Consider the following 25,352-nt stretch of genomic DNA (forward strand, 5'->3'; position numbering starts at 1 on the left):
AAGCCTTTCCTCAATTCCATGTCACGATTCAAATACACATCCGTCCCTCAAGACAACCCCCACGCTCACGCGAGCAACGGCGACACGCTGCCGAATAGTGTGCAAGAGTACCTCGACAACGGAGCCGCACAAGGCGGACGCAACCGCGCGCTTTTCGCGGCAGCGTGCCAACTCCGGGACATTGGGGCAACGGAGGGGTTCGCCGTGGAAACGCTTCTCTTGCGGGCCACTCAAGACGGTCTCAAGCCGGGAGAGGCTACCCACGCCATCAAGAGCGCGTTCGCGGCTTCCCGCCGGGAGCCTCCTACCGGGAGCACCGGCCAGCCCTGGCAGCTGTCAAACAACCGCAGGCCCGCCCCTGCCATGGTTGCCCGCCCCTCTCAGAAGACCGCCAAGCCCGGCGCTATCAGTGAATCCCGGCCCATCCCACTTCCCGAGACGATAGCTGACGGCTTCAAGACGCTCCTGCTTACCGCCTTCAAGGAAGGGGAGGGCGTATGCTTGGCTCCCACTCGTGAGAATGAGGATGGAAGCCGGACGCCAGTACGAGGAACAACCCTCACCCGCGAGGCGTGGCTTGAGAAGTTGAAGAAAAAGGGATCGCTCAGCAAGATCTACTCCACAAAGGAAGGGCTCTTTGTGCGCGTCAATCCGATGAAGACCGGGGGCAAGGGGACAAATGACGACGTTACCGCCTTCCGGCATGCCCTCGTGGAGTTCGACACGGATGCCCAAGGACAGGACATCCCAAAGGAATTGCAGCTCGGGGCAATCATCCACTCTGGCCTTCCAATCACAGCCATCCTCGACAGCGGAAACAAAAGCGTGCACGCCTGGGTGCGCGTGGATGCCGCCAACCTGGAGGAATATGAGGCGCGTGTGGACGCGGTTTATGCGCTCTTCGATTCTGCCGCGTTGGACCCTTCCAACCGCAACCCGTCGCGGCTCTCGCGGTGCCCGGAGGGGCGGCGCACCGAGAAAGGCGAAGTGAGAGAGCAACGATTGCTTGCCTTGAACCTGGGGGCGAAGAGCTGGGCGGACTTCGAGCGTGTTCGCAACACGGCAAACCTTGGGGAGCCTATCCGGCTGGACTACCTCCTAAACTACAACACCAAGGAAGATCCAAACAACATGATCGGCAACCGGTGGCTTTGCCTCGGTAGCTCTCTCGTGATCGTCTCTCAATCCGGCGTTGGCAAAAGCTCCCTCAACATGCAGCTCGCGATTGGCTGGGCGGCTGGCCGTGAGGATATGACTTTCGGGATTAAGCCGGTGCGCCCGATGAAGCAGCTTATCTTGCAGGCCGAAAACGACGAGGGCGACCTTGCCGAAGCCGCACAAGGGGTATTCTTCGCGCAAGAGATCAGCGCGGAAGAGCGGGCGGTTATCAACGAGAACCTTCTTTGGCACCGCATCACGTCCGCCACCGGTGAAGAGTTCTGCCGCACGGTGGAGGACTTGGTTACACTCCATAAACCAGACATTGTCTGGATTGACCCCCTGATTAACTTCATTGGGGACGACCTCAGCGAGGCGAGTGTGATTGCGCAGTTCTGCACCGGCTGGCTCAATGCCATCAGTCAGAAGACGGGCGTTATCTTCGCGCTCATTCACCACACCGGGAAACCCCCGAAAGATGGGGCATCACGAGGAACGAACTCAGACCTTGCTTATGCGGGGCTCGGTTCGTCCGCCCTGGTGAACTGGGCTCGTGAGGTGATGGTTCTCTCTCGCATCAAGACTCCCGAAGGTGACCCCGCCACATTCTCACTCACCGCCTGCAAACGCCGGAAGCGCGCGGGCATGAGAGACATGAGCGGCGAGGTGAGCGAGGAGATTTACATTCGGCACGCAGCGGACGGCACTATCCGTTGGGAGCAGTGCGACAAGCCGGAAGCGCCAGAGAAGGCGAAGAAGGGGAGCAAGAAGGAGGACAAGGCACCAGCGGCGGGCGGCTACGCGTTGAAGAAGAAAGGAGAGGGGACAGAAACGATTCCTGGCGTTCTGGAGCGCGAGGACGGCACGGGCGAGAGTGGAGACAGCGCCGCCCTCACTCAAGGCGCGCCAGAAGCCCCGCAATCGCGAAGCTACACCCTCCGGAGAGGCAGGCCCTCAAAGCTTCCTCGTGAGGCTCAAGCCGCCATCATTGCCGCCATTCGAGCAAACGGCGGACTCATCACCCCGGCGGAAAGAGAGCAGTTTGCGACCACCTACGGAGTCAGCACGATGACAATTCGACGCTTCGAGGATGCAGCAAACGGAAAAGAAGAGGACCGCTCAGAAGAAAAATAAGGTGTAGGTATGGAAAAAGCGTGCGCACGATCGGTCTCCGGTTGTGCGCATATTTTTTTGAACCCGGAGGCACCCAAGTATGCGCACGATCGTTTCACAAAACCTCTTAACAAATGTAATGACGTGGAAAAACTACATCGTGCGCATAGTTTCCGAAGAATCACAGAATGCAACACCCCGAAATGAGACACTCAGAAGCCTATTTTGTGAGCTGTCTAGTGCTCACCTCTCCCTAGTGGGAGCGGATAACAAAATTCCTCACAATATTATTCACAAATCATGACTCACAAAACCCTCAATCCTCTCCGGCTCCCTCTTAACAAAACTAGTTCACAAAATCCATACTCTCTCCCCCCCTTACAGGGGGGGGAGAGAGAGTGTTATGGAGTTTTGTTGTAACTAGCTTTTGTTGAATAGGGGAGCTCAGGAGGTTCCGGCATTTTTGAAATGTAGGGGAAGAAAAGCGACGGGAGAGAAGCGCTCAAACACGGGGTTCAAAAGGGGGTGTGTAATGCAATAGAAAAACCTACGAAATGCATTGAATACGCATTAAATGCGCATACAATGCAGGCGACAAAGAAACCCACAAAATACCCCCTCCAACATGAGCACCGGATACATTGCCCGCGCCGACAAAGAAACGAAAAGCTACCTCGCCGTTTATGCCGCCTGGATCGACAGCATGACGCCAGAAGAGAAGCGGGACTTGGTTAAGCTTGGGCTCGACCGGCCTTTGCACCCCCATACTGTTTCCGGCGCTCTCCCTGCCAGCACGGTTATCACCTCGAACGGTCTCGGCGCCACGAGCGAGGATTCGGAGGACGACGCCCCGGAGGCTCTCCACCCTGACCAATGGCAAGCAAGCATGGATCACGCCGCCGAAGAGCTGGACCAGCAGGAGACCGACTATCTCAAGCTTGGGGAAGCTATTCGCGCACTCCTGGGGCTCATTCTGGCAAGCAGCAACGCCCGGCTCACGGTGGAATGCGTGGCCCTGGTGACTGGCATCCTGTATGAGGGGATTAGCGAGGCAGAGATTGCCAAGAAACACGGCATCACCCGCTCTGCTGTGAGTAAGCGGTGCGTGGAGATCGCGGAGGCCCTGGGGCTCGACCCATCACGCGCAATGCGTGGTGTTGAGGTGCGCGAGCGATGCGCAGCCGCTCAGACCGCCCGCAAAGCCGCCTAACCTTCACCCTCGCTCATTCCTCCTCATGGAAATCACCACCCTTTCCGTACTTCCTCCCGAAAACCCGGAACTCCCGGCCACGTTTGCAATTCAGGCCGTTGGGGCGCGCTTCGCTCCCGACACGCCTGCCGAAATCGTTCACGGGACCGGCCAGCAAGCCGCCAACGGCATGAAGCAATGCGCCTTCGTGCTGGCCGATGCGCTCAATCACTCCGTTACCCACCTCGGGGGCACGCTCTCCCAATGGAGCGAGCTAACCGGCATGGATGAGCGCGCGCTCGAAAACCTCTCGAACCTGGGGAAGAAGATCCCGCTGGAACGGCGCTCCGTTTCCTTGAGCCTCGACCATCACAAGGTGATTGCCACGGCTCCGGATGGGCAGCAAGAATTCTGGATCAATGAGGCAGAGCAAAAGGGGCTCTCTCGTGGGGCTCTTCGCCGGAGCTTGCTCACCGGTGAAACCCAGCTCGACGGCAAAGGCGCTCCCTCCGACCGTGGACAAGACAACGTGAGCGCCCACGCCACCAAGATCCGGACTATCGTGCAACGCTTCAAGAGCAAGGGCGTCCTGGACGAGGCGAGCCCCGACCAGCTCCTAGCATTGCACCGCGATTTGCTGCCGGTTCTCGCGGCTCACGGGGAAATCGTGAAACGGCTCATGAGGACCGCAGACCGGCGCGCCCTCTCGGCCCTCGGCGCAGACATGCGCGCTCTCGTGGAAAGTAAGTAACCCCCCATTTCCCATGAAACTCCCCGATACCATCGAACACCGCGAGATTGCCTCGCTTCGTCCGTTCCCCACCAACTCCCGGACGCACTCACCCGCGCAGATCCAAAAGATTGCCGACTCTATCCGGGAGTTCGGTTTCACAAAGCCCGTACTCGTGCGTGGTGACTTCATCATTGCCGGGCACGGTGCCGTTGAAGGTGCTCGCAGCTTGGGAATGGAGCGCGTGCCCTGCATCAGCCTGGACCACCTCACCGCAGAGCAAGCCCGCGCCTACGTGATTGCAGACAACCGCATCGCGGAAGAGTCGGAGTGGGATGATGGGCTCTTAGCCGCAGAGCTGGCAGCACTGCAAAACCTGGACTTCGACCTTTCCCTTACCGGCATGGATTTCGAGGAGATTGCCAAGCTCCTTCAAGGTGACGGCTCGGAATCGGAAGGCTCAACCGATGAAGGGAACGAATCCTCACCCGGCGACAAAGTGCCCATGCTCTCCTTTGGAAAGTACAAGCTCGAATTGACCCCCGAAGAGCTGGAAGACATGACGGCACGCGTGGAGGCGCACGTTGACGCCTACGGCTCTTATCGCGGCTTCGTTGCCCGGCTCCTCCTGGCATTGTCCGGCCAAAACTCCCAACTCCCTTCGTGATGACTTCTATTCCCTTCGGTTTGCGTACTTGACGGTAAGCGCCAACATTTCCCTTGTCATTGGGGGGTTGGGAACCATTGCTGCAATCAATCCCTTATCCTCTGGGTCAATCTTCTTAAATCCTTCAAGAAAGACGGCGACGGTCTTCATTTGTTCAACAAGTTTGTCGTAGCCCTTTTCCGCGAAGATTTTCGATGACATTGCCCGGAGGTTTTCGTACCCAGCTAGGTGGATTTCAAAAGCCTCACGAATCTTTTCCTTTGGGTACGGGAGCCTATCAACGTCTGATACCACTGGGGCTCCTTCTGCCACTACATCGACAAAGGCATACACAACTCGTTGCGCCTCATCCTCGCTCATTGCGCCTTCGTTGTAGCCTAGCTGATCTTGTAGCCGGGTCAGCGCACCAGTTGAATATCCCTCTTCAGGGGACGGAGAAGGGAATTTCCCTGTCCATTCATTCTCGCGAACATTGGCAACCACTTGCTTCACTTGAGCATGAACCGCATGGGCATCATGCTGGTTGTTGCGGATGAAGGTGTACTGTTGACCGTCAAAGTCTGGTGTCGTCTTCTTTATGAATCCAAAGAAGGAACTTTTTGTAGTTCCTGGTATGATAGCCGTGCTCCAGTAGTCTTGTCCGATTTCTGGTGCCGTACTGATAAAGAAGACTTCCTTCGAGTACTTGTTTGCAACTTCGCTGAGAAGTCCTCCCGGTATCTGCGCTTTACGTTCCATGGCCTCTGTTTGGTTGGTTGATCGGTAAAACGCAGGTTACGCCGCTTGTCGGTCTGTGCAACGACATTCCTTGAGGCCGCTCGCTCTCAGTTTCCGCTGTTCAAGCACGCCCCCCTGAAATTTTTCGGTTTGAGCTCGGTATTTGCGTTAATTCTCTTGCGTGGTGTGTTTAATGCGTATTAAATGCGCACACAATGAAGACCGCCCCGCGAGACAGTGAATCCCTAATCGCCTCTGAGATTGCGAGTCTCGTGGTGACCTTCGAGAGGGTTCCCGAAGAGCATCACCTCGCCATGCGATCCCAAATGGACGCGCTGGCCGGACGCCTCACGCATAACCAAGTGTGGGATGCTTTCGATAGCGCCGCAGAAGGGGAGAACTATTCCACTCACGCCGCGAAAGATGCCGCTCTTGATGCAGTGGAGTGGTTGAACGGGGAGAATCCAGAAGCGCCTTCCGTGCGCTGGCTCCGAGTGGCTAAACAACGCGCCGTTGCCGTATGACCGTCATCAAGCGGTTAGGGGAAGCGGCTATCTATGTGAAAGTTACCCTTGAGGAGTTTTTCAACATTCAAGCCGCAACGATGCCGCATCAGCTCCCGATCCCCAGCGCAGTCCACAATGGGCAAGCCCTCCTGGAAGCAATTCAAAGGGAGTATCAGCAAAAGAAGATCAAAGACGGAGCTGCCTCCATCTACCTCCAGTTACTCGACGCATGAAAAGCCTCTCCTTCTCAAAGACCGTTGTCTATAATTTCCTCGTGCCCGATACGGCCACCGAAGAGCATGCTCACCATTTCCTCTCCCGGCTCACTCCTCGCGAGCTGGCAGATGCAAGCGTGAACCTGGAGGAGAGCCTCATTCTCTCGCCGGTCACGGATGCTGCCTCTTTCGGACACGTGTGGGTTGAGTTCAATGCGACGCAGGCGAGCCGGTGGGGATGGATCGTGAAGGACGGTGACGAATGGCTTACCGGCCCCGATGAGCGTTGGCTCCCCATCACGAACATTCCTGTTTCCGACCCGCTGCCCGGCATTGAGATCCCTCGCACGTTCCCGCCTTGGCTTAAATACCGGAGGCAGCTCCCAGCAGAGCGCGTGCCGGCCGATGCGAGCGTAATTTACTGGGCTCCCATGCCCGCTATCCGGGAGGTGGGGGAATGAGCCGCAGATCCAGAGCAAAGCAGAAGCTCCGGGCTCTTCGGCAAGCGTTGGAGGTGGAGAGGCTCTCCCGGCTGGAAGTGACCAAAGCCCTTGCGAGCGCGCACGGGGAAACCCGGTACTGGGAGTTTCAAGCCCGCGACTTTCAGAATCAGCTCTTCATGGCTTTCAATTGCCACATGAGGCCGTTGCCTTTCCCAATGGAACGCGAGCGCGGTTTGTTCTGGCGATTCTCGCCCATTGCTTTGGAGAGGTGGGAGAGCGTTGAGGCTCTCTTCCAGCATACTCACCGCATGATGTTTGAGGAGTTCATCAAGCATTACCCGTTGCGCTGGGAGGAGCCGCAGATTCCAACGGACGGCTTTTTCAGCAGGAGACCGGAAGACCCTCGACACGCCAGACGCACCGGCAGCCCTTTCAGATTTCAAGGATAAACACTATGATCCCACCCAAACCCATCGTTGAACCCTTCAACCTCGCGGAGGCAAAGGCAGGCAGAGAGCTTGTCACGGACTACGGCGACAAAGCCCGTTTCATCGCCCATGTCCCGGAAGCTGGTGAACCGCACCGCGTGATTGTCCTCATTGAGGGGGACAGTTCTCCCACATGCCTCCATGAAAACGGCAAGGTTCACGCCAACGGCAGCAGTGACCGCGACTTGTTCTTGGTGGCGGAAGAGCACGTCTTGCTTTGGGTGAATCTCTATCCGGAGGGCGAGGGCTCTTGGTTCAAGACTGAGGAGCTGGCAAAAGCCCACCGGCATCGTGGTTGCATGGCGGTGTGTCCGATTTGGGTGCCCGTGAGCAGGATGCCGCTTGCTCTTGAGGCGGAGCTTGTGAAGGAGCAAAACCCGCAGGAGCCCACGCAAGTTAAGGCAGGTGATTTGACGGTGCTCCCTCCCAATCACAAACCCGCTCCCCCGAAGAGTCGCCAGCCGGGGCGGCTCGTGCAAATGCTCGTAGGCTTGGACGTGAAGGGAGGCGAGAAGTGAAGCAGTTCGCTCTTGGCTTTCTCTTTGCTCCCGACCAGACGGGCACGCGTAGCGTTGTGCTCGCCATGAAGCAACGACCGTCTTGGCAGGCCGGTTTCCTGAATGGGATTGGCGGAGAGGTGAAGGACGCGGAATCCCCGGAAGATGCGATGAAACGCACCTTCTCCGAAACGACCGGCGCGGGGACATGGTGGCAGAAGTGGGAGCGGTTCGCGATCCTTCACAATGAGGGCAGGGTTATTTCCTGCTTTCGGATGAATCGCGAAAAGCTGCCTATGATCCACCACCGGGGAGACGAAACGGTATCGTGGTGGAAGGTCCGCAGCGTGATTGAGGGGAAGTTTCCAACGCTTCCGGATCTGGCCTGGCTAATTCCTCTGGCAGAGGGCGGGGAGGGTCTGGGTGCAATGGTGACTCTTCAAGCTCCTGCCAGTGCGTTGGGTGCCACGGCTTATTCCAAGCCGACCAGCTAGCGCCACTCCAAAAGGCCCACATGGACAGCTTGCCCGGCGGCCAGATTCGGAAATAGCCGGGTTCATCCGGGAGCCTCTCCCGGACATCGACAATCGGAAATTCTTCACTCATGCCCGGCCTATAGCTGGGTTTAGAAAGTGTTCAAGTGAACAGTATTGAATTAACCCCAAAACCAGCCGGGGGAGTGAGGGCTTTGGCCAGCTCTCCCGGCACCCGATCAACACACAACACCATGACAGACGGACTAGACCAGTGTGACGGACGGTGCCACCTCAAGAGGGGGGCTTGCGGCGCAATTCAGCCGGACGGGAAGCGATACTATTGCACCCTGCCAGAGGGCCACGACGGCGCGCACATCGCTTGCGGCAGAGATTGCGACTATGCCATTTGGGAAGGTGGCGAGAAGCCCCCGGCGAGTGGCATGGGGCCAATCAAGCGCGATTGGATGGAAGGAGGGCAGGAGGGATGAGCCTGGAAGGATTGAAGGAGGGTGACAAGGTGTTGGTGCTCTCACGCTACGGGAGCGCGGTGCGAACGGTGGGACGGGTGACGAAGCGGCACGCCATGGTTGCAGACCGGAGTTTCCGGCTTCGCGATGGTCTGCCCACGGGGGAGAGTTTTGTTGCCCTTCGCATCCAAAGAGCAACGCCAGAGGATATCTTGAAGCACGAGGTAGACGCTCACCGGCGCGCCCTGGTGGCCACGCTCAAGGGCACGGACTGGGATAAGCTGACGGTGGAGACGCTTCAAGCGGTGCAGCGGATGATTGCGCCCCGTCTGGCAAAGGCTGGAAAGGGGGGTGCAGCGTGAAGGATCTAACGGACAAGCAAAAGCGAATGCTTCACGCAGCGATGGCATTCATTGAGAATCGCCCCGCGTGGTACTACCTAATCAAGCGCGGGCTCTACTGGCGTCCCAATTCGAGCGGCTACACAGCCAACCGCAAAGATGCCGGGCTCTACACCTACACGGACGCAAAGGCGCGCCAGTATCTCAGAGGCTCAGCAGATGAGCGGGTGACGATGGAGCCCGCAGAGCTACCGGACTACTCCGGGGATTTGAATGCAGTGCGTGAGGTGCTCGCGTCGCTGCCTCAAGAGCATCGCAACCGGTGTATTTCTACCCTGGCGGAGGTTGTCACCGGCACACCCCGGCCAGCGATGAAGCGACGACACACAAGCACATGGAACATTGCGACAGCGACCGCCCTAGAATGGTGCATTGCCCTGGTTCGTGTTGTCACTCCGGGATGGTGGGTTGAGATCGAGAAGGAGGGGAGGGAGGGGGTGGTTATCACCCACTATGACCCTGTTAGCGGCTTCGTGGTCGGCGTGGAGGTGGTGCTCCCTGGGGGAGAGCGCACCACCTTTGGGAAAGTGTCGAGGGCGACTCCTCAGTAGATGCCAGTCCGGAGGGAGTACCGTCCGCCTCCTAAGCTTTCGACAACCGTTGCGCTCTTCTGGTCTCCGGCAAGAGTTGCATTGTAGGTTTCTCCCACAGTGAGAGGTGCGGTGGTTTCAACAGCCCAGTGAACACTGGTCGGCATGATTGGAACCCCCACTTCAGCTTGCAGCGCCTCCATGACGCCCGGTGCAATGCCTGCCATAGGGTGTTGAAGCGCAGCGTCATCGAAAGAAACGGTGAGCGGGTAGAGGTTGCCGTTAACGGTGATGGAGTCGGATTGTGAGGACGAGTTCATGGTATGAACCGCGAGTTTCAGAAGGACCACAGCAAACGCAAGGGCAAACTTAGCGAGGTGATGGGCTCTCAAAAATGAGACGAAAAAGGAATCTCTTGGGCAGGGGCAAAGGATTGTGGGTAGCGCAGTCGCTCGCTCTGTTTTTGTGCGATTTCGGTTTTCGCACTTCCCACCTAAATCCGGGCTGGTCCTGCCTCGCCAGGTAGGCGCTCACGCGTGCTAGCGAGGGGGTGAAGGTGGGTATAGCCAAACGCCACCCAGGCCCCTAGAAACAGGCTCAAAACGCGCGCATTGGATGCGCATTAAATACACATGGAAATCACAGCAATTCAGACCAGGAAAGCGGACGATGGTGACAGCGTCCAAAGTGGGAAAATGGCCCATGTCAACGCGGGAAATAAGGATGGGAAGCACGGCGCTTTGAACAGCCGGAGCGTTGGGGAGTGGCTCGCCCATCCCTACCTGACGCCCCGGCAGGTGAGAGAGACGATTGAGCGAGAAGCGGAAGATGTGCGCCTTGCGTGCTGGGCGCAAGTTCCAGTAGAACACCTTCGCCGGGAGATTGCCCGGCGGCTTGTGGTCACTTGGGGAACGAGGGCCTACGTCGTCGAGCGGCTCCGGGCCGAGATCTTGGTCGGGCAGTGGCCATCCGCAAAGGTTGACATCCTAGCAGAGGCGGACCCCGCCGGAAGTGAGTGGACGCAGTAGGCCAAGCGGCAACGGAAACAATGCTCGACCGGCGGGAGTCCCCCAAAAACGTAGGGAGCTTTGGAAGCCTCCGAGTCTCATAAGCTCGGCGAAGCAGGTTCGATTCCTGCCCCTGCATCCATTGATTCAATCTCTCGCATTGGTGCTATGGGGTGTTGCTCAAATTGGCGTGATCAGGGCGCTGAGTCTGGTTCTCCACCACATTGCGGGTTCGATCACCTTCTTTGCGGGACGATTTCGGGTGTAGAGCTCTATCCACCACTCGACGTAGATATCCAAAGGGTGCTGGCCCAAATTTGAGTCTCCAACAGTGTAGGCCAATGGCTTATAGACCAATTCAAGGTTTTTGACAGTTCTCGGGGGCAGCATGCCGCTTGATTCCAGATAGCTCAGCGGCCCAATGCTCAAGGTGTAAAGCGCAATAGTAGCCAGAAGCGTGACGCCCATAGTCGTCAAACGGCGCGAGGTGGAGGATTGTACGGCATCCATGAAACGAAAGGCTACGAAGCGGGGGCTTCAGGTGTTTGAGTTGGGCGGTTGAAACAAGAATGCCCGCCCCTCTCAGAAAAGGGGTGGGCATCGCGCCACTCATAAGCTAGTGACTGGCTGGACCTTGGAAATTACTTCTTTCGGTCTGGTTTCTGCGTCAGAGCAGAGCCCGCAGCCGTCTTGGCATCCTTGCTGGCGGTCGGACTTTTCAGGGTGCGACTCGCCGCAGATGCGGCGCGGGCGGAAGTGGTTTCATTCTTGGGCTTTGACATGAGAGTAAAGCTTTGAAATAGTGTTGCAGGTTATGCCTCCCGGCTCGCGTGGACTCCCTAGAGAAGAGCTTTCACCACGCGAGCCGGTGCTTTTTAGTGTCTTCGCGCCTTACCACACCGGCCCGTTGTGGTTGCGCTCTGGCCTTCTTGTCTTCATAAAGCTGTGAATTGACCTCCGCTGGTGAAAAGCTTGTAGGCCCCCCGAATGGCTGGCGTCGGCACCAGTTTTCCCGCCTTGGAAAGGCGCTTCATCGCATTATTAACAGCGGCAACAAAAGAGCTGTCGGTATAACTCCTGCGATCAAAACCACCGGCTAGCAAGATTGCCCGTACTTTGGAGCCCGTCAGGGACTGGGTGCTGTAAGCTTGAAAAACCTTGAAAACGGATTCCTGTAGATTCTTCCCTTGATAGGGCAGGTCCCCGTCCGGAATAATGTTAAGGATATCCTCAAGTCGCATAACGAGTCCAATACCCTCGTTGACCTGTTGAAGCTCGTCCTGCAACGCGCGCTTCTTCAAGTGTAGCTCTTCAAACCGCGCTTCGACATCCTCCATCAATGCCTCCAGATCCGCCTTGCGGTTCTCAAGCATGGTGCGGGTCTGGAGTGAATCCATGCTCAATTCTGGCTCAAAGTAGGTGCGTGCGCAATATGAAAATGAATTTTATGATTATGGTGTGAATTGTTGTGTACAAGTATTGAACGAAATGAGTTCGCTTGAGCGCTGTTCACGCGAACACTGCGAAGCGAAGGGAAAGCATTATGATAGCATGGAAGCATCGTTTGGTATGTTCAAAAGAACGTGAATGCAACCAAGCGTTCAACCGTCTCGCGAGTGAGTTGGGAGTCTACTAGCCGGATGACCCGCCAGCCATGGAGCACCGCCTCCATGTATTTCTCGCAATCGTCCGTGAAGCCGGTGGCGGTGTTGTGCCGCCCCTGGATGTGAATGCCGCCCTCAATTTCGATAATTGTCCGGCTCTCGACGTGGGTAAAATCGGCGCGCCATTTGCGGAAAGGGTGAAACATAAATTCCCGCAGGAGCGGGGAGCCGCCGCAAGCTTTCCAGAGGAATAGGAATTTTTCCTCAAGCTGGGAGCCCTGCATTCTCGGCAGAGCCATTGCCGCCTCTATCCTGGCGGCTTCGCTTTTGCCAGCGTGGAAAAACTCCAACTCACGCGAGCAGGGCGCGGCGGTGGAGATTCGGCGGGTGCGTTTCGTTGACGGTCGGGATTTTTTGACTCGCGGCTTCATACGAAAGCCCGCATGCCAACTCCAGCCCCCGTTATTTCCGCCGCCGATGCGGAGAAGCTTCTGAAAGGCGACCTCGCTAACCTCGTGCAGAAGGTCAGGCGTGGCGAGCCATTGACGCGGGCACAGCGAAACACGCTCCTTGCGTACCAAAACGGCGAGGCAAACTCGACCTCGTTTGCAAAGTCTTGGGTGGAGCTTGGGAGCATTCTTGGCGTTACACGTCGAACCCTCAACACCTGGAGCAAACGCGTAGGCGCACCCATACCAGCCCCGAATGGGAGCCATGACGTAGCCGCATGGCGCGAGTTCACGCGTGCCAACGGGCTCAAGGGCGGAGATGAGGACAGCGAGGAGACCGAGGGCGAGGGGATCGACGAGCTGAAACGGCAAAAGCTCTCGGTGGAGGTGCAGGAGCGCGAATTTCGCCTCTCCGTTCTGCGGAAAGAGTACGTGCCGATTTCTGCCGTTCGTGACCGCTGGCAGTTCAACGTAGAGCAAGCGGTTATGACCCTCCGCAAGAAGCTGGAGGACGAAGCGCCGCCCTTGCTCGAAGGGAAGACCGCGCTGGAGATCCGGCAAGAGCTGGCGGGAGTCGTTGACTCCTTTATCTCCATTATGAACGCTGGAGGTGAAGAGCAATGACCGCAGAGGGCACGATGAGCCCGGAGGAGTTGCTCGATGCCGCTTGGCGCTACGCGTGGCGTCCGCCAGACCGCCGCCCGCCCTGGCTATGGGCGGAGGAGCACATCAAGAGTATCCCGTACTCTCCAATTCCGGCGGCTTTCCGCTCGGAGCATTCGCCATGGATTCGTGAGCCGTTGGAGGCTTTCGTTGATCCGGCGATTCCGTGCGTTTCGATCATGGCTTGCATTCAGGCCGGGAAAACCACGGTCGCAGAGCTGGGGGCGTGCTATATCATTGCCAACATGCCGGGGCCGATGCTCTGGCTTGACCAAACGGACGAAGACGCCAAAGACCAGAGCGAAAGCCGGTTGCAAAAACTCTTCGATGAGTGCCCGCCAGTGAAACGGTTGTTTCACCGTAACCGGCACAAGAAGAAGCTGGATGCGGTGCATTTCGCCCATGGCATGGCGTTGTGGGTGCTTGGTGCGCACAATAAGACGAACCTGCAACGGCGCTCTATCCGGTGGGTGATCGGTGATGAAACTTGGCGCTGGCCGAAAGGCCACATGGCCGAAGCGGAGGCGCGTGTTACCGCGTTCGGTTGGTTGGGCAAGCGTCTCTTCGTGTCGCAGGGCGGGGAAGAGGGGGACGACACCGACAAGAAATGGAAATCCGGCGATCAGCGGGAATGGACATTTGTTTGCCCGCATTGTGACATTCGACAGCCGTTCTTGTGGCGCAACGTGGAATGGAACAAGGAAGCGCACGACGGCGCAGAGTGGGACTTTTCCGCTGTGAAGCGTTCCACCGTGCTCCTTTGCGACAACCCGGAGTGCCGCCACCCGTTCCCCGACACGAGCAAGGCGCGAAAGATGCTCAACGCCACGGGGGCTTATGTGAAGATGAACCCCAATGCTTCCGGGGAGGTTGTTTCCTTCCATTGGAACAGCTTGTGCGCGTCTTCCTGGGGGATGCTGGCGGAGCTATACCTCCGCGCCAAAGAGACGGCAAAGCGTGGCGACCTCACGGACCTCAAGATTTTCTATCAGAAGAGGCTCGCGTTGTCCTGGCGTGAAGATCTTGAAGATTTCCGGGCAGACATCAAGGCCAGCTCATATCAGCGCAAGCAGGAGTGGGGGAAGGAAGGCGCTATTGGCATCAATGGCGAGATTTTGAGCGCCCCGTTTGAACGCGAGCTGGCTGCGGTGCCCCTCCGGTTCCTCACCGTTGACGTGCAGCTTGACCACTTTTGGTGTTTGGCTCGCTCTTGGGCTGGAAACGGCTCCTCGCGGCTTCTGGAGTGGCGGAAGGTGCACACATGGGAAGATGTGGAAGCAATGCAGCACGAGCTGGGCATTGCGGGCTCGCTCGTGTTCGTGGATGCGCGTCATACTCCTGGCACTGTTTACAAGAAGTGCGGCGAGCACGGGTGGACCGCTCTCATGGGCGACAAGCGCGCCATGTTCCAGCACAAGGGGAAGAAGGGGAGACGAATCAATCGCTACTATTCGCCCCGTCGCACGGTTGCCCCCGGCGGCAAGCCTGCATCGCTCTTCTACTGGTCGAACCTTTCGATCAAAGACATGCTCGCGCGGCTCCGGCTCAATCAAGATCCGGAGAAGGGGCTCACGTGGGAGATTCCGGAAGACGCTGGCGACGACTACTTGCGGCAGCTTGATAGCGAGCGGCGGGTGAAGCGCGGAGATAAGTGGCTTTGGGAGCAAATCGGCAAGCGTGATAACCACCTTTGGGACTGTGAGGCAATGCAGGTTGTTGCAGCGTGCATGCTCAAGATTATTGGGCGCGAGTCCTTCCCGCAGATTGAGACAGAAGCCGCAGAAGAGGAGCCGGGGGAGTAAGCGACGTTGACACCGCTGCCGTTTTGAATGGCAGCGGTTCCAGACTATTACACAGGCTTCACGCAAGTAGAGGTGGAGCGAATCCTTGCCGTCCAGAAGAAGGAGCTGGAAAAGGCGCTGCAAGCCTACAGCGAGAATGGGACAAGCGTCACCAAGCGCGCCCTTGACGCTGTGAACCTGATTATCGCGGGTTGCCAAAAGGCTTTGAAAAAGTTCGACCCTGAAACCTACGGGGCTCGCCGTGTTCGCTCCGGATTCGTTTGCCCATGAAACTACTCTCTCGCATTGTCCAATTTTTCGCGACTCCGATTCCCGAACCTTTGAAGGAGGGCGCTGCATACAATTCGCCGTTTGAATCGGCGAATCATACGCCTAACCGCGCGCGCACGCCGGGAGGTGCCCCCAAAGATTTTAAGCTGGAGCTTACCGAAGGGGTGCGCTCCGACATCCTGGAGAAGACGCGATATGCTGACAAGAACTCTGGCGTCATTCGTGAGATCGTCCGGAGCAATGTGCTTTACGCGGTGGGGCATGGGCTCCGTGTGCAGAGCGGCGCAGAGCCCGGATGGAAGACACAAGCAATGCGCTATTGGAAGCGGGCAACCCGCCGCGTGGACATTACCGGGAGGTTCTCATTGGCGGATGTGCAGCGGCTCGTTTCTCGTGCTCTGGACGTTGACGGGGAGATATTCGTTTTAAAGGTTCGCCATCCGGAAACCGGGGCCGCGCTCCTGCAACTCGTGCGCGGGCACCGGGTGGGGGACTTTGGAAAAGGAGGAACAACGGATGGCATCAAGTATGATGGTATCGGCGCGCCCGTCGAATATCGCATTTTGCAGGATGACGGCAACACGAAGGAATTTCCAGCGTGGCAGGTGCTTCACATCTTTGACCCGGAGAGCCCGGACTTTGTGCGCGCAACCTCGCCTCTGCAGCATGGTGCAAATCACACCATGGATGGCATTGAGTTGCTCGCCCTGGAAAAGCTTGCCGTTCGGGCAAACGTCGAAGTTGCTCGCACCATCACGACCGAGACCGGCGACCTGGGCGAGGAAGGTGACTATAAGGTGCAAGAGGTGGTGAGCGCCTCGGGTGATCGCTCCGACCCGGTTGCGATTCAAAAGATCATGGGTGGGCGCATTGCGGCGCTTAAGCCGGGCGAGGAAATGGAGTCTTACCAGTCCTCCCGGCCCTCTCCGACCTTCACCGGCTTCCTTGAGCACCTCGACAGGGATACTGCCCTTGGCAACCTCCCCTATGAGTTTGCTGTGAATCCCTCGGGGATCAATGGCGGAGCTGTCCGTCTCGTGACCACTAAGGCGGACCGCATTTTTAGCATGCGGCAAGACATCATTTTCGAGCGTCTCATTATTGCCGCTTGGTTCTGGATCATTGGTGACGCCATTGACAGCGGGGCGTTGCCCGTGGCGCTCGACTGGTGGGAGATCGACTTTGTAGCTCCCCGAAAGTTGACGGCAGACGCCGCGCGAGAAAGCGCATCGAACCGGGCAGATGTGGAAATGGGGCTTAAGACATTCTCAGACCACTTCGAGGAAGGAGGGGCGGACTTTGAGGAAGAGATGGAGCGCCGTGCGCAAGAGGTGGTGTTCCTGCAAGCACTCGCGGAGAAATACAAGATCCCCGTTGAAATGCTCTTCCGGCCCACTCGCCCCGCTACTCCTGCAGCCGTCACCCCTCCCTCCGCAAAACTCGCCAAGTAATGACCCTAAACACAAACATTCCAGACAGTGGCACCCGCTCCCAATTCATCACCGGGGCGGTTCGTGATGCGGCCCCCGGCAAGGGATTGCCGTCGAACATTCCTCCAATTGCCATTCGTGCTCTTGCGAGACGGTTTGAAGATGGGGCACAAAAATACGGACCGCGCAACTGGATGCAGGGGATTCCATTGAGCCGCTACATAGACGCCATAATCCGTCACACCCTTTCGATGAGCGAGGGGCGGACTGATGAAGACCATGCTGGAGCCGTTCTCTGGAATGCAGCGGCGTTCATGTGGACTAGGCAAGCCGTCGAAAATGGCAAATTGCCAAATGACCTCAATGACCTGATTTATGACGAGGCGGGATGATATCGCGGTAGCGCATCCTGCTTTGCGATAGTCCTCGACAAGGTTTGGTAGCCACCTTGCATTAGCAAAGGTAACGTATGGAGTTAACGCACCATTGCCTGAGCGAGGCAGTGGATGACTTCCTTGCCGTCAAGGTATGCCTGAACGACTTCGTTGTAGGTTGTTGTAGAATTGATTTTGCCCTCATGGGCAAAATCATTCCTCCACACAATCAAGTTATTGTATGACGTCTTTATGTCCCGTCTGTGCAAACGAAGGTGAGACTTGGCTGTCGATTCCAAGAGCCGCGAAAACTTCTTGGTGTAGCGGGTGCCAAATCGGGGGATGTACTCATCTTTTACGATTTGTAACTTAATGCGTCCATTTATGCGCTTGAAGTGAGACTCTACAAACGCTCCGAGCACTGAGTGTTTTCGATTGGCGAAGTCGCAGAAAATATCCTTTATTGCCATTTCGTAAACCGTTACGGCTGCCACCGATACGAAGCCAACGTATTTGGCCGTCAGTAGCGGATTGCCTAGAGTAGGTACGACACCGTTAAGGTGTGCGACAACGTCGTCGGCGTGTTGAAAGTGAGTGGCGTACGGCACGGCTCTTAGCTGAAAAGAAGTTCTTGTACGCGTGATATGCGTGCCTGCACGGTTTTCGTATCGGTTGTGTTGATTCGAGTGTGCTCGTCAAACACGCCATCCCTAAGGAGATCAGCGTACCGAGACTCTAAGTCAATGGATGAAACCTTTCTGTGCTGTCTCAGAAGTACGCTCATAACGGAGTCAAGAGCTGAAACGTTCAGGGGGCCTCTGAGGTGGAAAGGCTTTTCTCCTAGTGCATCAACTACTATCTTTGTGATCGAGGGGAATACTAGGAAAAAGTTCGTCGCCTTCTTTGTTGTCCCTGAGTCGTTTTGTAACATTGCCTTGTTTAGGAACTCCTTCATGGGCTTCTCATACTTCGTCTCTGGTCCTACCAATGAGAACACCCTTAGAAGCAGCTCCACATCCCTTTGGTGCTTGTCCAGATACTTCTTACCTAAGATTTTGCGCCAATTTGCGTCTTTGTTAGCTTCCTTGAGCTTTTTGTTGATTCCGCCACGAAATACACAATTGCGAATTTCCTGGGGCTTTAGTGGGGTTCCCCCCGTATTGAGGCGCTCAAATATGTGGTATGCGCTTGTGCTCTCACCTACTGGGGACAACTGACGGATGTTAACCGCTCGTAAGACCGCCTGTTTCAGTTTGCGCTGGTCTGATTCGTCGAGCTCTGAAAAGCGTTTTCCGTGATATGGACTACTGTTGTGGAGACCTGTCAGTCTGAAAACTTGACGCTTCCCATGTGTGCTTTCCCGACCAAAGTAGCCTTCAAAGTAGAACACAATGCTCAAAATGCGTTGTTGTCCGTCGATTACTAGATTCTTGTTCTTGTCGTCTATATAGAAGAACACAGGTGGCACAGGTAGCCCAGACAAGAACGAATCGATCAGCAGAGACGCTTGACGAATTGACCAAACAAACTCTCGTTGATAGTCCGGGATCACAATATCACTGTCCTGCCACATTTGGGATATTCCCGAAAGGGTGAAATCGGAAGGGTAGCTGGCGATATCATATGTTACTGACAGAGTTTCCTCCTCCTGTTCCTCCTCAAGTTCAAGTTCGTCTTCTGCCATCTTCGCTTCTCCTGTAGTCGTGAAATTGTTTGCAACCTGGGTTTTGCTTCAAGAGAAGAGCAGGGGCGGGGATATTGCAAGCTTCATCGAAAAAAGTTTGCGAGGTTGACAGGGGCGGAAAGGCATGATTGGCCTTCCGCCCCTTAATCTTTTCAGCCTGCACAATCCGTTTGCGATCCTGCCGGATGCGCTGGTTGACATGCACTCACGCACCGCACCGGCGGCTCGCGTGCAGTGGAATGAAAATTACGAATTGGAGGATAAGCCCATCCTCACGGTGGAAGATGGCATTGGTTCCGTTTCCATTACCGGCCCACTCATGCGCAAGCCTTCGCTCTTTGCGCAGGTTGTGTACGGTGCCACGGATTTCGATGAAATTGTTGCCTCGCTCGAAAATGCCGCCAACGATCCCGGTGTTAGGGCGATCCTTCTCGAAATTGACTCGCCCGGCGGGACCGTGAACGGCACTCCGGAGGTTGCGCAAGCAGTGCGTGAAGCGGCTCGCGTGAAGCCGGTCTATGCGTTTACGCAAGGGCTCATGGCTTCCGCCGCCTACTGGATTGGCTCGCAGGCGGATGCGGTTTATGCAACACCCTCCGCGATGCTCGGGAGCATTGGAGTTATTGTTTCGTTCCTCGACGTACGCGGAGCCCTGGAGGGCATGGGTTACAAGATGGAGGTTTTCAGCTCTGGCAAGTTCAAGGGCATGGGGCTCCCTGGCACATCCCTGACCGACGAACAGCGCGAGCATATTCAAGCCCGAATTGAGGAAACGGCCAACGAGTTCAAAGCCGCAGTTCGCGCCCGTGGCCGGAAGATCCCGGATGAAGCGATGGAGGGGCAGGTTTTCTACGCCCGAGAAGCTCAAAAATACAACCTCGCGGGGACGGTGAAAAACCGCGCGGAGGTGGTTGCGCGGCTGTCCGCCCTGGCGCGCTCCGGGCGACGCGCGGCATAGGCGCACGGGTTGACATCACCGCAAGTGCTCAAAGCAACGGAATTGCACCCTAGAACCAATCATGCCAGACCTCGACCCTAACACCCCCGAAGGACAGCTTGCCGCCGCGAGCGAAAGTCTTGCCACGGCGACCGCGAATCTCACGACGGCTCTAGCTGATCTTGCGGCCTTGAACGCGGAGAAAGCCACGCTCACCGCGCAGGTAACTCAGCTCAATGCTGACCTCGCCGCCGCCAATGATCTCTTGAGCGAGGAAACTGCGAAAGTGACCCGCCTGGAAGGTGAGCTTGCGACCGTGAAAGTGGATCGCACCAACTACAACGCCGACGTTGCTCGTGAAGTGGCGCGCATTGCCGCTGGCTCTGGTGGCGCTCCCGCTGCCGTAACTCCTGACAACGGCAAGGGGCCGGAAGCGAGCGAGAGTAAAACGCTTACGCAACTTTGGGCTGAATGCTCTGCCATCACAAATCAGGGCGAACAGCGCGCTTTCTACCTCAAGCACATCAAGCCTCGGAGCTAGTTAGCTCCTAAACCGCAAAAAGCCCCCTGGGCAAACAAGGGCGCAGTCAGCCCAAAAGGATACAGGAAACAACCCCACCCGAAAGAGCAGACAACATGCCGAACGACATCGCATCCGCAGTCAATATCACCCGCATTTCGCAGCTCACGCTTGACGCCCTCGTGACTCAAGGCGTTCCGCTGCGCGCATTCCTCACCGACTTCTCTGACGAGCTGGAGCCCCACGGTGAAACCGTGACCGCCCGTTTCCCTGGCGCCCTGACCACGCAGGACATGAACGCGAGCAAGGCTCCCGGCTCTGTCACCTTTACCCCGGTGCCGATCACTCTGGACAATTTCCGGGGCGTCGTGATGGGGTTCAAGGATACGGAGCGCACGTTTACCGACGTGAAGCTTGCGGAGGAGTTCGTTCAACCTGCTGTCTCGGCGTTGGTTGACTATGTGATTTCCGCCGCGTTGAGCGTCGTCACGAATGCCAACGGCTACACTCACGCCGTTACTCTCACCTCCGCTCAGTTCGACGCTGACGCGGTGGCAGATCTCGCCGACGAGTTTAGCACCCGGAAGATTCCGACCACGGGCCGGGTTCTGCTTATCAAGCCGAAGTACAAGGGCAGCTTGGTGAAGGACAATGCCATTCAGAACGCCAGCGCCTCCGGCAGCAATGGCGCGGTGGTGAACAACGAGATTCCTCGCGTGCATGGCTTCGCCGTGGTGGAGTACAATGGCACCATCCCCGCCAACGGCGAAGCACTGGAAGGCATCGCGGTTCACCCGCAGGCGATTTGCATGGCTGCCCGTGGCGTTGTTCCGCCTCCGGCTGATACCTGGTATGGCAAGGTGGTGAACATCATTGAACCCAACACCGGCCTGCCCTTGCAGATCCGTGAGTACTACGATGGCGTCCAGCTCGTGTACGAGATTGCCGTGCTCTTTGGTGTGGCAAAGGGCATGCCCGCGAAGCTGACCCGCATCAAGAGCGCCTAAGCCGGGCTCGTGTAGTGGGGCGGAGGGTTGAGCCTCCGCCCCTTCACTCATTCATTTCACTCTCTCTTTCTCTCTCATGCCTTCATTTCAGGAAAAGGATACCGGCGCGGGCAAGCAAATTGGAACCTCGCCCACTCAGAAACTCGGCTTCTTCGGAAAGGCTCCCGTGGTGCAGCCCGCCGGAGTAACGCAAGCCGTCGCCACGGACGCCGCGAGCGTGATCGTGCTCGCAAATGCCCTTCGCTCCTCTCTCGTGGACCTGGGCCTTATCAAGGGAGCGGCTTAACCATCAAACTCATAGAAGGGACTCCCTCAAACTATGGCTATGCGATTTCATTGCGTCGCGGCATACGACGATCAGAACAACTTCCTCGAAGTGCTCTATGCCGGGGCAGACGGGGAGAAGGCGGTGCAGACGTATCACACCGAGCGCGATGCCGCCAACTTCCCGCGACTCGCCTATTTCCGTAATCCGCCCCATTCAAAACGGTGCAGCACCGTGAAGAAGGGGGAGACTCCGGAGGCTCCGGCTCCGGTGCCCGTGGAGGGTGATCCCGGCGGCGGTGGCGACGGGCTGGAGGGTGAGGAGGATGACGACAGCGGCGACCTCGCCGACATCGTGGCAAGGGCTGGAAAAGGCAGAGGTAAGGGCAAGGGTTAGTAGTTGGTTTGGTTCATGGGCTGGGAAGCCGCTTCCGAAAGGGAGCGGCTTCTTTGTTTTGACAGTGAGGCGAGGTAAATGGCGAACATCCTCAATGAAGACCTCGCGGATTCCCTGGCGGAGATCCACGCCGAAGTGGCAGATGACGAGATGAATTGGAAGACGCAAACCGTCACAGGGAAAGTTTCAGGCGGTGAGGTTCGCGGAGATACAGCCACCGGCCACAGCATCCCCGACGGGCAGTTTCGCGCGAGCATTCTCAAGAGTGAATTCACCGGAGGCGTGTACCCCAAGCGCGGGGAGCCCATCGCGTACGCGGGCACAATCTACCGCATCGCCTCAATCATCATCAGACCACAAGCCCCCAATATCATCCTCACCTTTGAAGCATAATGAACGCGACCGCCGTAGAGGCCTCCCTTAAAGAATGGCTCACCCGTGAAGGGGTGAACAATGACGCCCCGATTGTGATGGGCTTGGATGTCGAAGAGGTGCCCATTGATACGCAGTGCGTTGTTGCGGGGTGCACAGACGTTGAAATGGTGGTTGGACCGTTGCGCAAGGCTCAAGTTTCCATCGTGATCGCATCGCCCATGCACACGAGCACCCTTGCCGGGCATCGCGCACTGGTGGCTCGGGTCGCGGACTTAGTGGAAGACTACGACAACACCAGCCTCGCAACGTGTGTTGAAGAGGAAGCCGGGGCGTTCTTGCGCGGCATCTTCCCGAAGGACGGAGGAAATGACGAGGAGAACGGGCGTTGGCTCACCGCCGTTCCCTTTATCATGGGATTGCAGAGAAAGCCGTAGGTTGACACTCAGGCAAGGGCATGCCTGCAAAAATTGGAGTTGTTGAAACCTTTGGTATCACGGAGCCCGTGGGCGGCTTCGTGTCGGAGTCCAGCCGTGAAGCCACGGTGGAAATTGCAACCGTCCGCGACAAAGGCGGCGTTACGCGCATCGCGAAGCCAAAGCGCCTTGTTACTGAGGAAGTGACCATCAAAGGCAAGGGCGATCCCAATCTTGCAGGTGTGACCGCCGGTGCTTTCGCGGAAGGAGTTATGAAGGTTGTTTCCGCGAAAAGTTCAGAGGTGAACGACGACTTCCCCGACTTCGAAATCAAAGGCACCCGCTTCTCCAATCGCGCCTAACCCCTCTCTAAAATGGGACTTACCCTGACTGACATTGGTATTCAATCCGTGGACCTTGCCCTTGTGGAGAAGGTGGATCGTGAAAGGAAAGTCGAAGTGAAAAGCATCATGGCTTCAAACGGCGGCTTCGGGGCGGCGGAAGCCTTCGATCCTACGCACGAGTTCACCATTGCCGGGCGCGGCGACGTGCCCGCAGTACTGGCGCTTGGTGTGCTCGATAGCGCGGACCTTCCCATTTCTGACCTCACTGGCGGCGTGACAATCGTTCACCGGCTTTCTGAAGGGCAAAAGAATGACGACTTCCAGACATGGGAAGCGACCGGCACGCATTACCCCGGCGCAAGCTAACAGGAAACAACATCATACCTACACCCCATTCCAACAGCATGAAAGACGGCCAATCCATCCATATCGCACGAGACCACGACAAGCCCTCGCGGTCTATCAATACGCGGCTTATCGCAGCGAGCCTGATCTCCGGCGCGCAGTTCGCGTCCGACAAGCCCTTTCTGGACACGGTGGAAGACGTGGACGGAGAGGCAAAGCGCACTGTTACCTGGCTCATGGACGGTGAGACGAAGATGCATTTCTCGCCGGAGTTCATGGTGGAGCGCATTGACTTCAATGAGTTCAAACGGCGCTTCCTCTCGCTGGAATGGGCTCTTGCCAATCCAAATCACCCCATCGCATACATGCGCGGCATGTCGGAAATGATGAACCGACTTCGCGACAAGATCAGCACCATGCAGCCATTGGCGCTTATCCGCCGGGGCAAGTCTTTTGCCTTGGTGCCCGCTGGATGCGATGCCGCCAAAAGGGCGAAGCTCCTTTCTTACCTCTAATCAAAGCACACCCCAACCCGCTGAAATTCCCCCACAATGACCCCTCGTGAATCAACGCTGACAGATGCATTCTTTGACGTTCCCTTGATCGTGGACGGCTTCAAGCTTCGCGGTTTTACTGCGGGCTCTGTTACCCTAAGCCGAAAGATGGAGCTTTCACTTTTCCTTGGTGACGAAGGGGCCGAAAAGAATGCTACGCTTACCAAGGCGGAGCGCGACCGGCAAGCCATGGCCTTTGCCTGGGCTCATGCCGCGCCCTTGAGCGCGGTGTTGAGGCACGTGCGCGATAAGACTTGGAGCGATGAAGTGGACCTTTTCGAGTTCAGAGTTTCGATTGACTCCATTCCGAGTATCCTGGCGGAGATTCAGCGCGTTGCGGAGCAAGCAGGGGAGGCATCCGTTGACGTGGTGGAACGCAGCGGCAGCACGAGCGGAGAGAAGCCGCCGGGAAACTAATCGAGCCGGTATGGATAGCCTCTCTGGTGTTCATGCTGGCGAGAGAAACTGGATGGAGTGAGCACTATATTATGTGGGAGCTTCCGTTTACGCGACTTCTGCAATATCGACATTGTGCTTTGCGCGGGAACGATGTGTGGACGGTGCCGCTATCCGCCGCCCCTTCGATACAAGCAGTCAATGCGGAGGCTCATATTGCCAAGGTGGCGGAGATTGACTCCGGTGGATGGGATGACTGGTAATGCAATCGTTCCTTCGCATTGATACATCATCCTTCAATCGAAGGATTCAACAGACGCTCGCCCACACTAAGCGTGATGGGCGGGCTTTCTTGCAGGAAACCGCGCGGGGTGTTGTGAGGAGAATCCTCAATAGCACCCCGCCCGCGCGGAGTGGGAAGGAAGGAAAAGCGGCGCACGTAGCGGGCAAGAAAACCGTCGCCGCTCAGATTGGGAAACTCATGGTGGGGGTTCCCGCAAAGCGCGCAGAGCGCACAGATATCCGGGAGATTCACAAGGCCGCGCGAGTGGAGGGGCGGATTGTGGGAGCGAAGCGGGCAAACCGCATCAAGGTGCCTATCCGCGCCTTGAAAGCCTTTATTAAGGCGGCACAAGCCCGCGTTGGCTACCTGGCTGCCGGGTGGAAGAAGGCCGCGCAAAAGCTCAAGGTGAGCGTTCCAAGCTGGATCGCGAAGCACAATGCTGAAGGCGATGGGAATATCTCTGTAACGTCGCAAGGCATCAAGATCATTCTACGCAACTCCGTGGGTTATGCTTCCGGCTTGCGCAACATGACGCGACGCATCAACTCCGCCCTTCGCGGGCAGGACAAGGCAATGGCGAACCGACTGCGGAAGATGGTTGAGCAAGCCGCGCAGCAGGCAGGTTTAGGCAATTGAC

Annotated in this window: 36 protein-coding genes; 28 read left to right on the plus strand and 8 right to left on the minus strand. The window is 57.1% G+C overall.

Translation table 11 applies throughout. The features are described 5' to 3' along the window. Window positions 1-18 precede the first annotated feature (18 nt). From BV106_RS22550 to BV106_RS22565, 4 genes are all read left to right on the plus strand, one after another. Window positions 19-2,292, plus strand: coding sequence for an AAA family ATPase (locus BV106_RS22550; RefSeq protein ID WP_038168506.1), 2,274 nt, complete (start codon window positions 19-21; stop codon window positions 2,290-2,292). A 604-nt stretch (window positions 2,293-2,896) separates the two neighbouring features. Beyond that, complete coding sequence (locus BV106_RS22555) at window positions 2,897-3,481, plus strand: hypothetical protein (protein ID WP_038168509.1); 585 nt, start codon at window positions 2,897-2,899, stop codon at window positions 3,479-3,481. Between the two features lie 25 nt (window positions 3,482-3,506). Further along, window positions 3,507-4,211, plus strand: a complete 705-nt coding sequence (locus tag BV106_RS36090; protein WP_051946206.1) for a hypothetical protein — start codon at window positions 3,507-3,509, stop codon at window positions 4,209-4,211. 13 nt (window positions 4,212-4,224) lie between these two features. Further along, window positions 4,225-4,857, plus strand: a complete 633-nt coding sequence (locus BV106_RS22565; protein ID WP_051946207.1) for a ParB/Srx family N-terminal domain-containing protein — start codon at window positions 4,225-4,227, stop codon at window positions 4,855-4,857. A 6-nt stretch (window positions 4,858-4,863) separates the two neighbouring features. On the opposite strand, the gene BV106_RS22570 is transcribed toward BV106_RS22565, so the two are convergent. Then, window positions 4,864-5,595, minus strand: coding sequence for a hypothetical protein (locus tag BV106_RS22570; RefSeq protein WP_038168511.1), 732 nt, complete (start codon window positions 5,593-5,595; stop codon window positions 4,864-4,866). A gap of 194 nt (window positions 5,596-5,789) precedes the next feature. On the opposite strand from BV106_RS22570, the gene BV106_RS22575 reads away from it, so the two are divergent. The 7 genes from BV106_RS22575 to BV106_RS22615 all read left to right on the plus strand — a co-directional run bounded on the left by BV106_RS22575 (window position 5,790) and on the right by BV106_RS22615 (window position 9,618). Then, window positions 5,790-6,098 (plus strand): hypothetical protein, encoded by a 309-nt coding sequence (locus tag BV106_RS22575; RefSeq protein ID WP_038168512.1) that lies wholly within the window; start codon window positions 5,790-5,792, stop codon window positions 6,096-6,098. Further along, a complete protein-coding gene (locus BV106_RS22580) occupies window positions 6,095-6,313 on the plus strand; it encodes a hypothetical protein (protein WP_038168514.1) in 219 nt (72 codons plus the stop codon). Before BV106_RS22575 ends, BV106_RS22580 begins: the two co-directional genes overlap by 4 nt. Beyond that, window positions 6,310-6,756, plus strand: coding sequence for a hypothetical protein (locus BV106_RS22585; protein WP_038168518.1), 447 nt, complete (start codon window positions 6,310-6,312; stop codon window positions 6,754-6,756). Before BV106_RS22580 ends, BV106_RS22585 begins: the two co-directional genes overlap by 4 nt. 436 nt (window positions 6,757-7,192) lie before the next feature. Then, window positions 7,193-7,744 (plus strand): hypothetical protein, encoded by a 552-nt coding sequence (locus BV106_RS22595; protein WP_038168520.1) that lies wholly within the window; start codon window positions 7,193-7,195, stop codon window positions 7,742-7,744. 65 nt (window positions 7,745-7,809) lie between these two features. Continuing rightward, window positions 7,810-8,217, plus strand: coding sequence for a hypothetical protein (locus BV106_RS36095; RefSeq protein WP_265595972.1), 408 nt, complete (start codon window positions 7,810-7,812; stop codon window positions 8,215-8,217). A 466-nt stretch (window positions 8,218-8,683) separates the two neighbouring features. Next, window positions 8,684-9,028 carry a hypothetical protein gene (locus BV106_RS22610; protein ID WP_038168522.1) on the plus strand — a complete coding sequence of 115 codons (345 nt, stop codon included), beginning with the start codon at window positions 8,684-8,686 and terminating at the stop codon, window positions 9,026-9,028. A gap of 26 nt (window positions 9,029-9,054) precedes the next feature. After that, complete coding sequence (locus BV106_RS22615; RefSeq protein ID WP_265595973.1) at window positions 9,055-9,618, plus strand: hypothetical protein; 564 nt, start codon at window positions 9,055-9,057, stop codon at window positions 9,616-9,618. On the opposite strand, the gene BV106_RS22620 is transcribed toward BV106_RS22615, so the two are convergent. The 5 genes from BV106_RS22620 to BV106_RS22640 form a co-directional block, all read right to left on the minus strand. Further along, on the minus strand, window positions 9,612-9,917 hold the full coding sequence (locus BV106_RS22620; RefSeq protein WP_265595974.1) for a hypothetical protein: 306 nt from the start codon (window positions 9,915-9,917) through the stop codon (window positions 9,612-9,614). The two genes, BV106_RS22615 and BV106_RS22620, sit on opposite strands and share 7 nt — an antisense overlap. Before the next feature lie 867 nt (window positions 9,918-10,784). Continuing rightward, on the minus strand, window positions 10,785-11,114 hold the full coding sequence (locus tag BV106_RS22630) for a hypothetical protein (RefSeq protein WP_265595975.1): 330 nt from the start codon (window positions 11,112-11,114) through the stop codon (window positions 10,785-10,787). 131 nt (window positions 11,115-11,245) lie between these two features. After that, the gene (locus BV106_RS38805) at window positions 11,246-11,386 is read right to left on the minus strand and encodes a hypothetical protein (RefSeq protein ID WP_265595976.1); all 141 of its coding nucleotides are present in this window, start codon (window positions 11,384-11,386) and stop codon (window positions 11,246-11,248) included. Window positions 11,387-11,539: 153 nt separating this feature from the next. Further along, window positions 11,540-12,001, minus strand: a complete 462-nt coding sequence (locus BV106_RS22635; protein WP_038168528.1) for a hypothetical protein — start codon at window positions 11,999-12,001, stop codon at window positions 11,540-11,542. A 176-nt stretch (window positions 12,002-12,177) separates the two neighbouring features. Beyond that, window positions 12,178-12,558 (minus strand): hypothetical protein, encoded by a 381-nt coding sequence (locus BV106_RS22640; protein WP_051946209.1) that lies wholly within the window; start codon window positions 12,556-12,558, stop codon window positions 12,178-12,180. Window positions 12,559-12,651: 93 nt separating this feature from the next. Between BV106_RS22640 and BV106_RS22645 the strand changes: the two genes are divergently transcribed. Genes BV106_RS22645 through BV106_RS22665 form a run of 5 tightly spaced genes read left to right on the plus strand, consistent with a single transcriptional unit; the run spans window position 12,652 to window position 17,214 of the window. Beyond that, window positions 12,652-13,281 carry a hypothetical protein gene (locus tag BV106_RS22645; protein ID WP_038168529.1) on the plus strand — a complete coding sequence of 210 codons (630 nt, stop codon included), beginning with the start codon at window positions 12,652-12,654 and terminating at the stop codon, window positions 13,279-13,281. 14 nt (window positions 13,282-13,295) lie between these two features. After that, window positions 13,296-15,122 carry a terminase gpA endonuclease subunit gene (locus BV106_RS22650; protein WP_265595988.1) on the plus strand — a complete coding sequence of 609 codons (1,827 nt, stop codon included), beginning with the start codon at window positions 13,296-13,298 and terminating at the stop codon, window positions 15,120-15,122. A 27-nt stretch (window positions 15,123-15,149) separates the two neighbouring features. Beyond that, window positions 15,150-15,392: a hypothetical protein gene (locus BV106_RS22655; RefSeq protein ID WP_038168531.1), complete on the plus strand. Its 243-nt coding sequence runs from the start codon at window positions 15,150-15,152 to the stop codon at window positions 15,390-15,392. Beyond that, entirely contained in the window at window positions 15,389-16,843 is a 1,455-nt protein-coding gene (locus tag BV106_RS22660) for a phage portal protein (RefSeq protein ID WP_038168534.1), read from the plus strand. Before BV106_RS22655 ends, BV106_RS22660 begins: the two co-directional genes overlap by 4 nt. Continuing rightward, complete coding sequence (locus BV106_RS22665; protein WP_038168538.1) at window positions 16,843-17,214, plus strand: dATP/dGTP diphosphohydrolase domain-containing protein; 372 nt, start codon at window positions 16,843-16,845, stop codon at window positions 17,212-17,214. The genes BV106_RS22660 and BV106_RS22665 overlap by 1 nt, the downstream gene beginning before the upstream one ends. Window positions 17,215-17,297: 83 nt before the next feature. Here BV106_RS22665 and BV106_RS22670 read toward each other — a convergent pair whose 3' ends face one another. Both BV106_RS22670 and BV106_RS22675 read right to left on the minus strand, forming a co-directional pair. Next, the gene (locus tag BV106_RS22670) at window positions 17,298-17,804 is read right to left on the minus strand and encodes a HEPN domain-containing protein (protein ID WP_038168539.1); all 507 of its coding nucleotides are present in this window, start codon (window positions 17,802-17,804) and stop codon (window positions 17,298-17,300) included. 5 nt (window positions 17,805-17,809) lie between these two features. Beyond that, complete coding sequence (locus tag BV106_RS22675; protein WP_038168540.1) at window positions 17,810-18,880, minus strand: DUF262 domain-containing protein; 1,071 nt, start codon at window positions 18,878-18,880, stop codon at window positions 17,810-17,812. A gap of 124 nt (window positions 18,881-19,004) precedes the next feature. Between BV106_RS22675 and BV106_RS22680 the strand changes: the two genes are divergently transcribed. From BV106_RS22680 to BV106_RS22735, 12 genes are all read left to right on the plus strand, one after another. Next, window positions 19,005-19,838: a S49 family peptidase gene (locus BV106_RS22680; RefSeq protein ID WP_051946210.1), complete on the plus strand. Its 834-nt coding sequence runs from the start codon at window positions 19,005-19,007 to the stop codon at window positions 19,836-19,838. Between the two features lie 61 nt (window positions 19,839-19,899). After that, window positions 19,900-20,358, plus strand: coding sequence for a hypothetical protein (locus BV106_RS22685; RefSeq protein ID WP_038168541.1), 459 nt, complete (start codon window positions 19,900-19,902; stop codon window positions 20,356-20,358). A 95-nt stretch (window positions 20,359-20,453) separates the two neighbouring features. Next, window positions 20,454-21,344 (plus strand): P22 phage major capsid protein family protein, encoded by an 891-nt coding sequence (locus BV106_RS22690; protein ID WP_038168543.1) that lies wholly within the window; start codon window positions 20,454-20,456, stop codon window positions 21,342-21,344. Between the two features lie 76 nt (window positions 21,345-21,420). Beyond that, window positions 21,421-21,630, plus strand: coding sequence for a hypothetical protein (locus BV106_RS22695; protein ID WP_038168546.1), 210 nt, complete (start codon window positions 21,421-21,423; stop codon window positions 21,628-21,630). A 33-nt stretch (window positions 21,631-21,663) separates the two neighbouring features. Continuing rightward, window positions 21,664-22,005, plus strand: a complete 342-nt coding sequence (locus tag BV106_RS22700) for a hypothetical protein (RefSeq protein WP_265595977.1) — start codon at window positions 21,664-21,666, stop codon at window positions 22,003-22,005. 78 nt (window positions 22,006-22,083) lie between these two features. Next, on the plus strand, window positions 22,084-22,398 hold the full coding sequence (locus tag BV106_RS22705; protein ID WP_038168555.1) for a hypothetical protein: 315 nt from the start codon (window positions 22,084-22,086) through the stop codon (window positions 22,396-22,398). Further along, window positions 22,398-22,814, plus strand: a complete 417-nt coding sequence (locus BV106_RS22710; RefSeq protein WP_038168556.1) for a hypothetical protein — start codon at window positions 22,398-22,400, stop codon at window positions 22,812-22,814. The genes BV106_RS22705 and BV106_RS22710 overlap by 1 nt, the downstream gene beginning before the upstream one ends. 20 nt (window positions 22,815-22,834) lie before the next feature. After that, window positions 22,835-23,155 carry a hypothetical protein gene (locus BV106_RS22715; RefSeq protein ID WP_038168557.1) on the plus strand — a complete coding sequence of 107 codons (321 nt, stop codon included), beginning with the start codon at window positions 22,835-22,837 and terminating at the stop codon, window positions 23,153-23,155. Window positions 23,156-23,167: 12 nt separating this feature from the next. Next, the gene (locus BV106_RS22720) at window positions 23,168-23,503 is read left to right on the plus strand and encodes a hypothetical protein (RefSeq protein ID WP_038168559.1); all 336 of its coding nucleotides are present in this window, start codon (window positions 23,168-23,170) and stop codon (window positions 23,501-23,503) included. 38 nt (window positions 23,504-23,541) lie between these two features. After that, the gene (locus tag BV106_RS22725) at window positions 23,542-23,997 is read left to right on the plus strand and encodes a hypothetical protein (protein WP_038168561.1); all 456 of its coding nucleotides are present in this window, start codon (window positions 23,542-23,544) and stop codon (window positions 23,995-23,997) included. Window positions 23,998-24,144: 147 nt separating this feature from the next. Continuing rightward, window positions 24,145-24,453 carry a hypothetical protein gene (locus BV106_RS22730; protein WP_265595978.1) on the plus strand — a complete coding sequence of 103 codons (309 nt, stop codon included), beginning with the start codon at window positions 24,145-24,147 and terminating at the stop codon, window positions 24,451-24,453. A 241-nt stretch (window positions 24,454-24,694) separates the two neighbouring features. After that, window positions 24,695-25,351: a hypothetical protein gene (locus BV106_RS22735; RefSeq protein ID WP_038168564.1), complete on the plus strand. Its 657-nt coding sequence runs from the start codon at window positions 24,695-24,697 to the stop codon at window positions 25,349-25,351. Window position 25,352: the final 1 nt, after the last annotated feature.

This window comes from Verrucomicrobium sp. BvORR106, assembly GCF_000739655.1.
Classification (GTDB): domain Bacteria; phylum Verrucomicrobiota; class Verrucomicrobiia; order Verrucomicrobiales; family Verrucomicrobiaceae; genus Verrucomicrobium.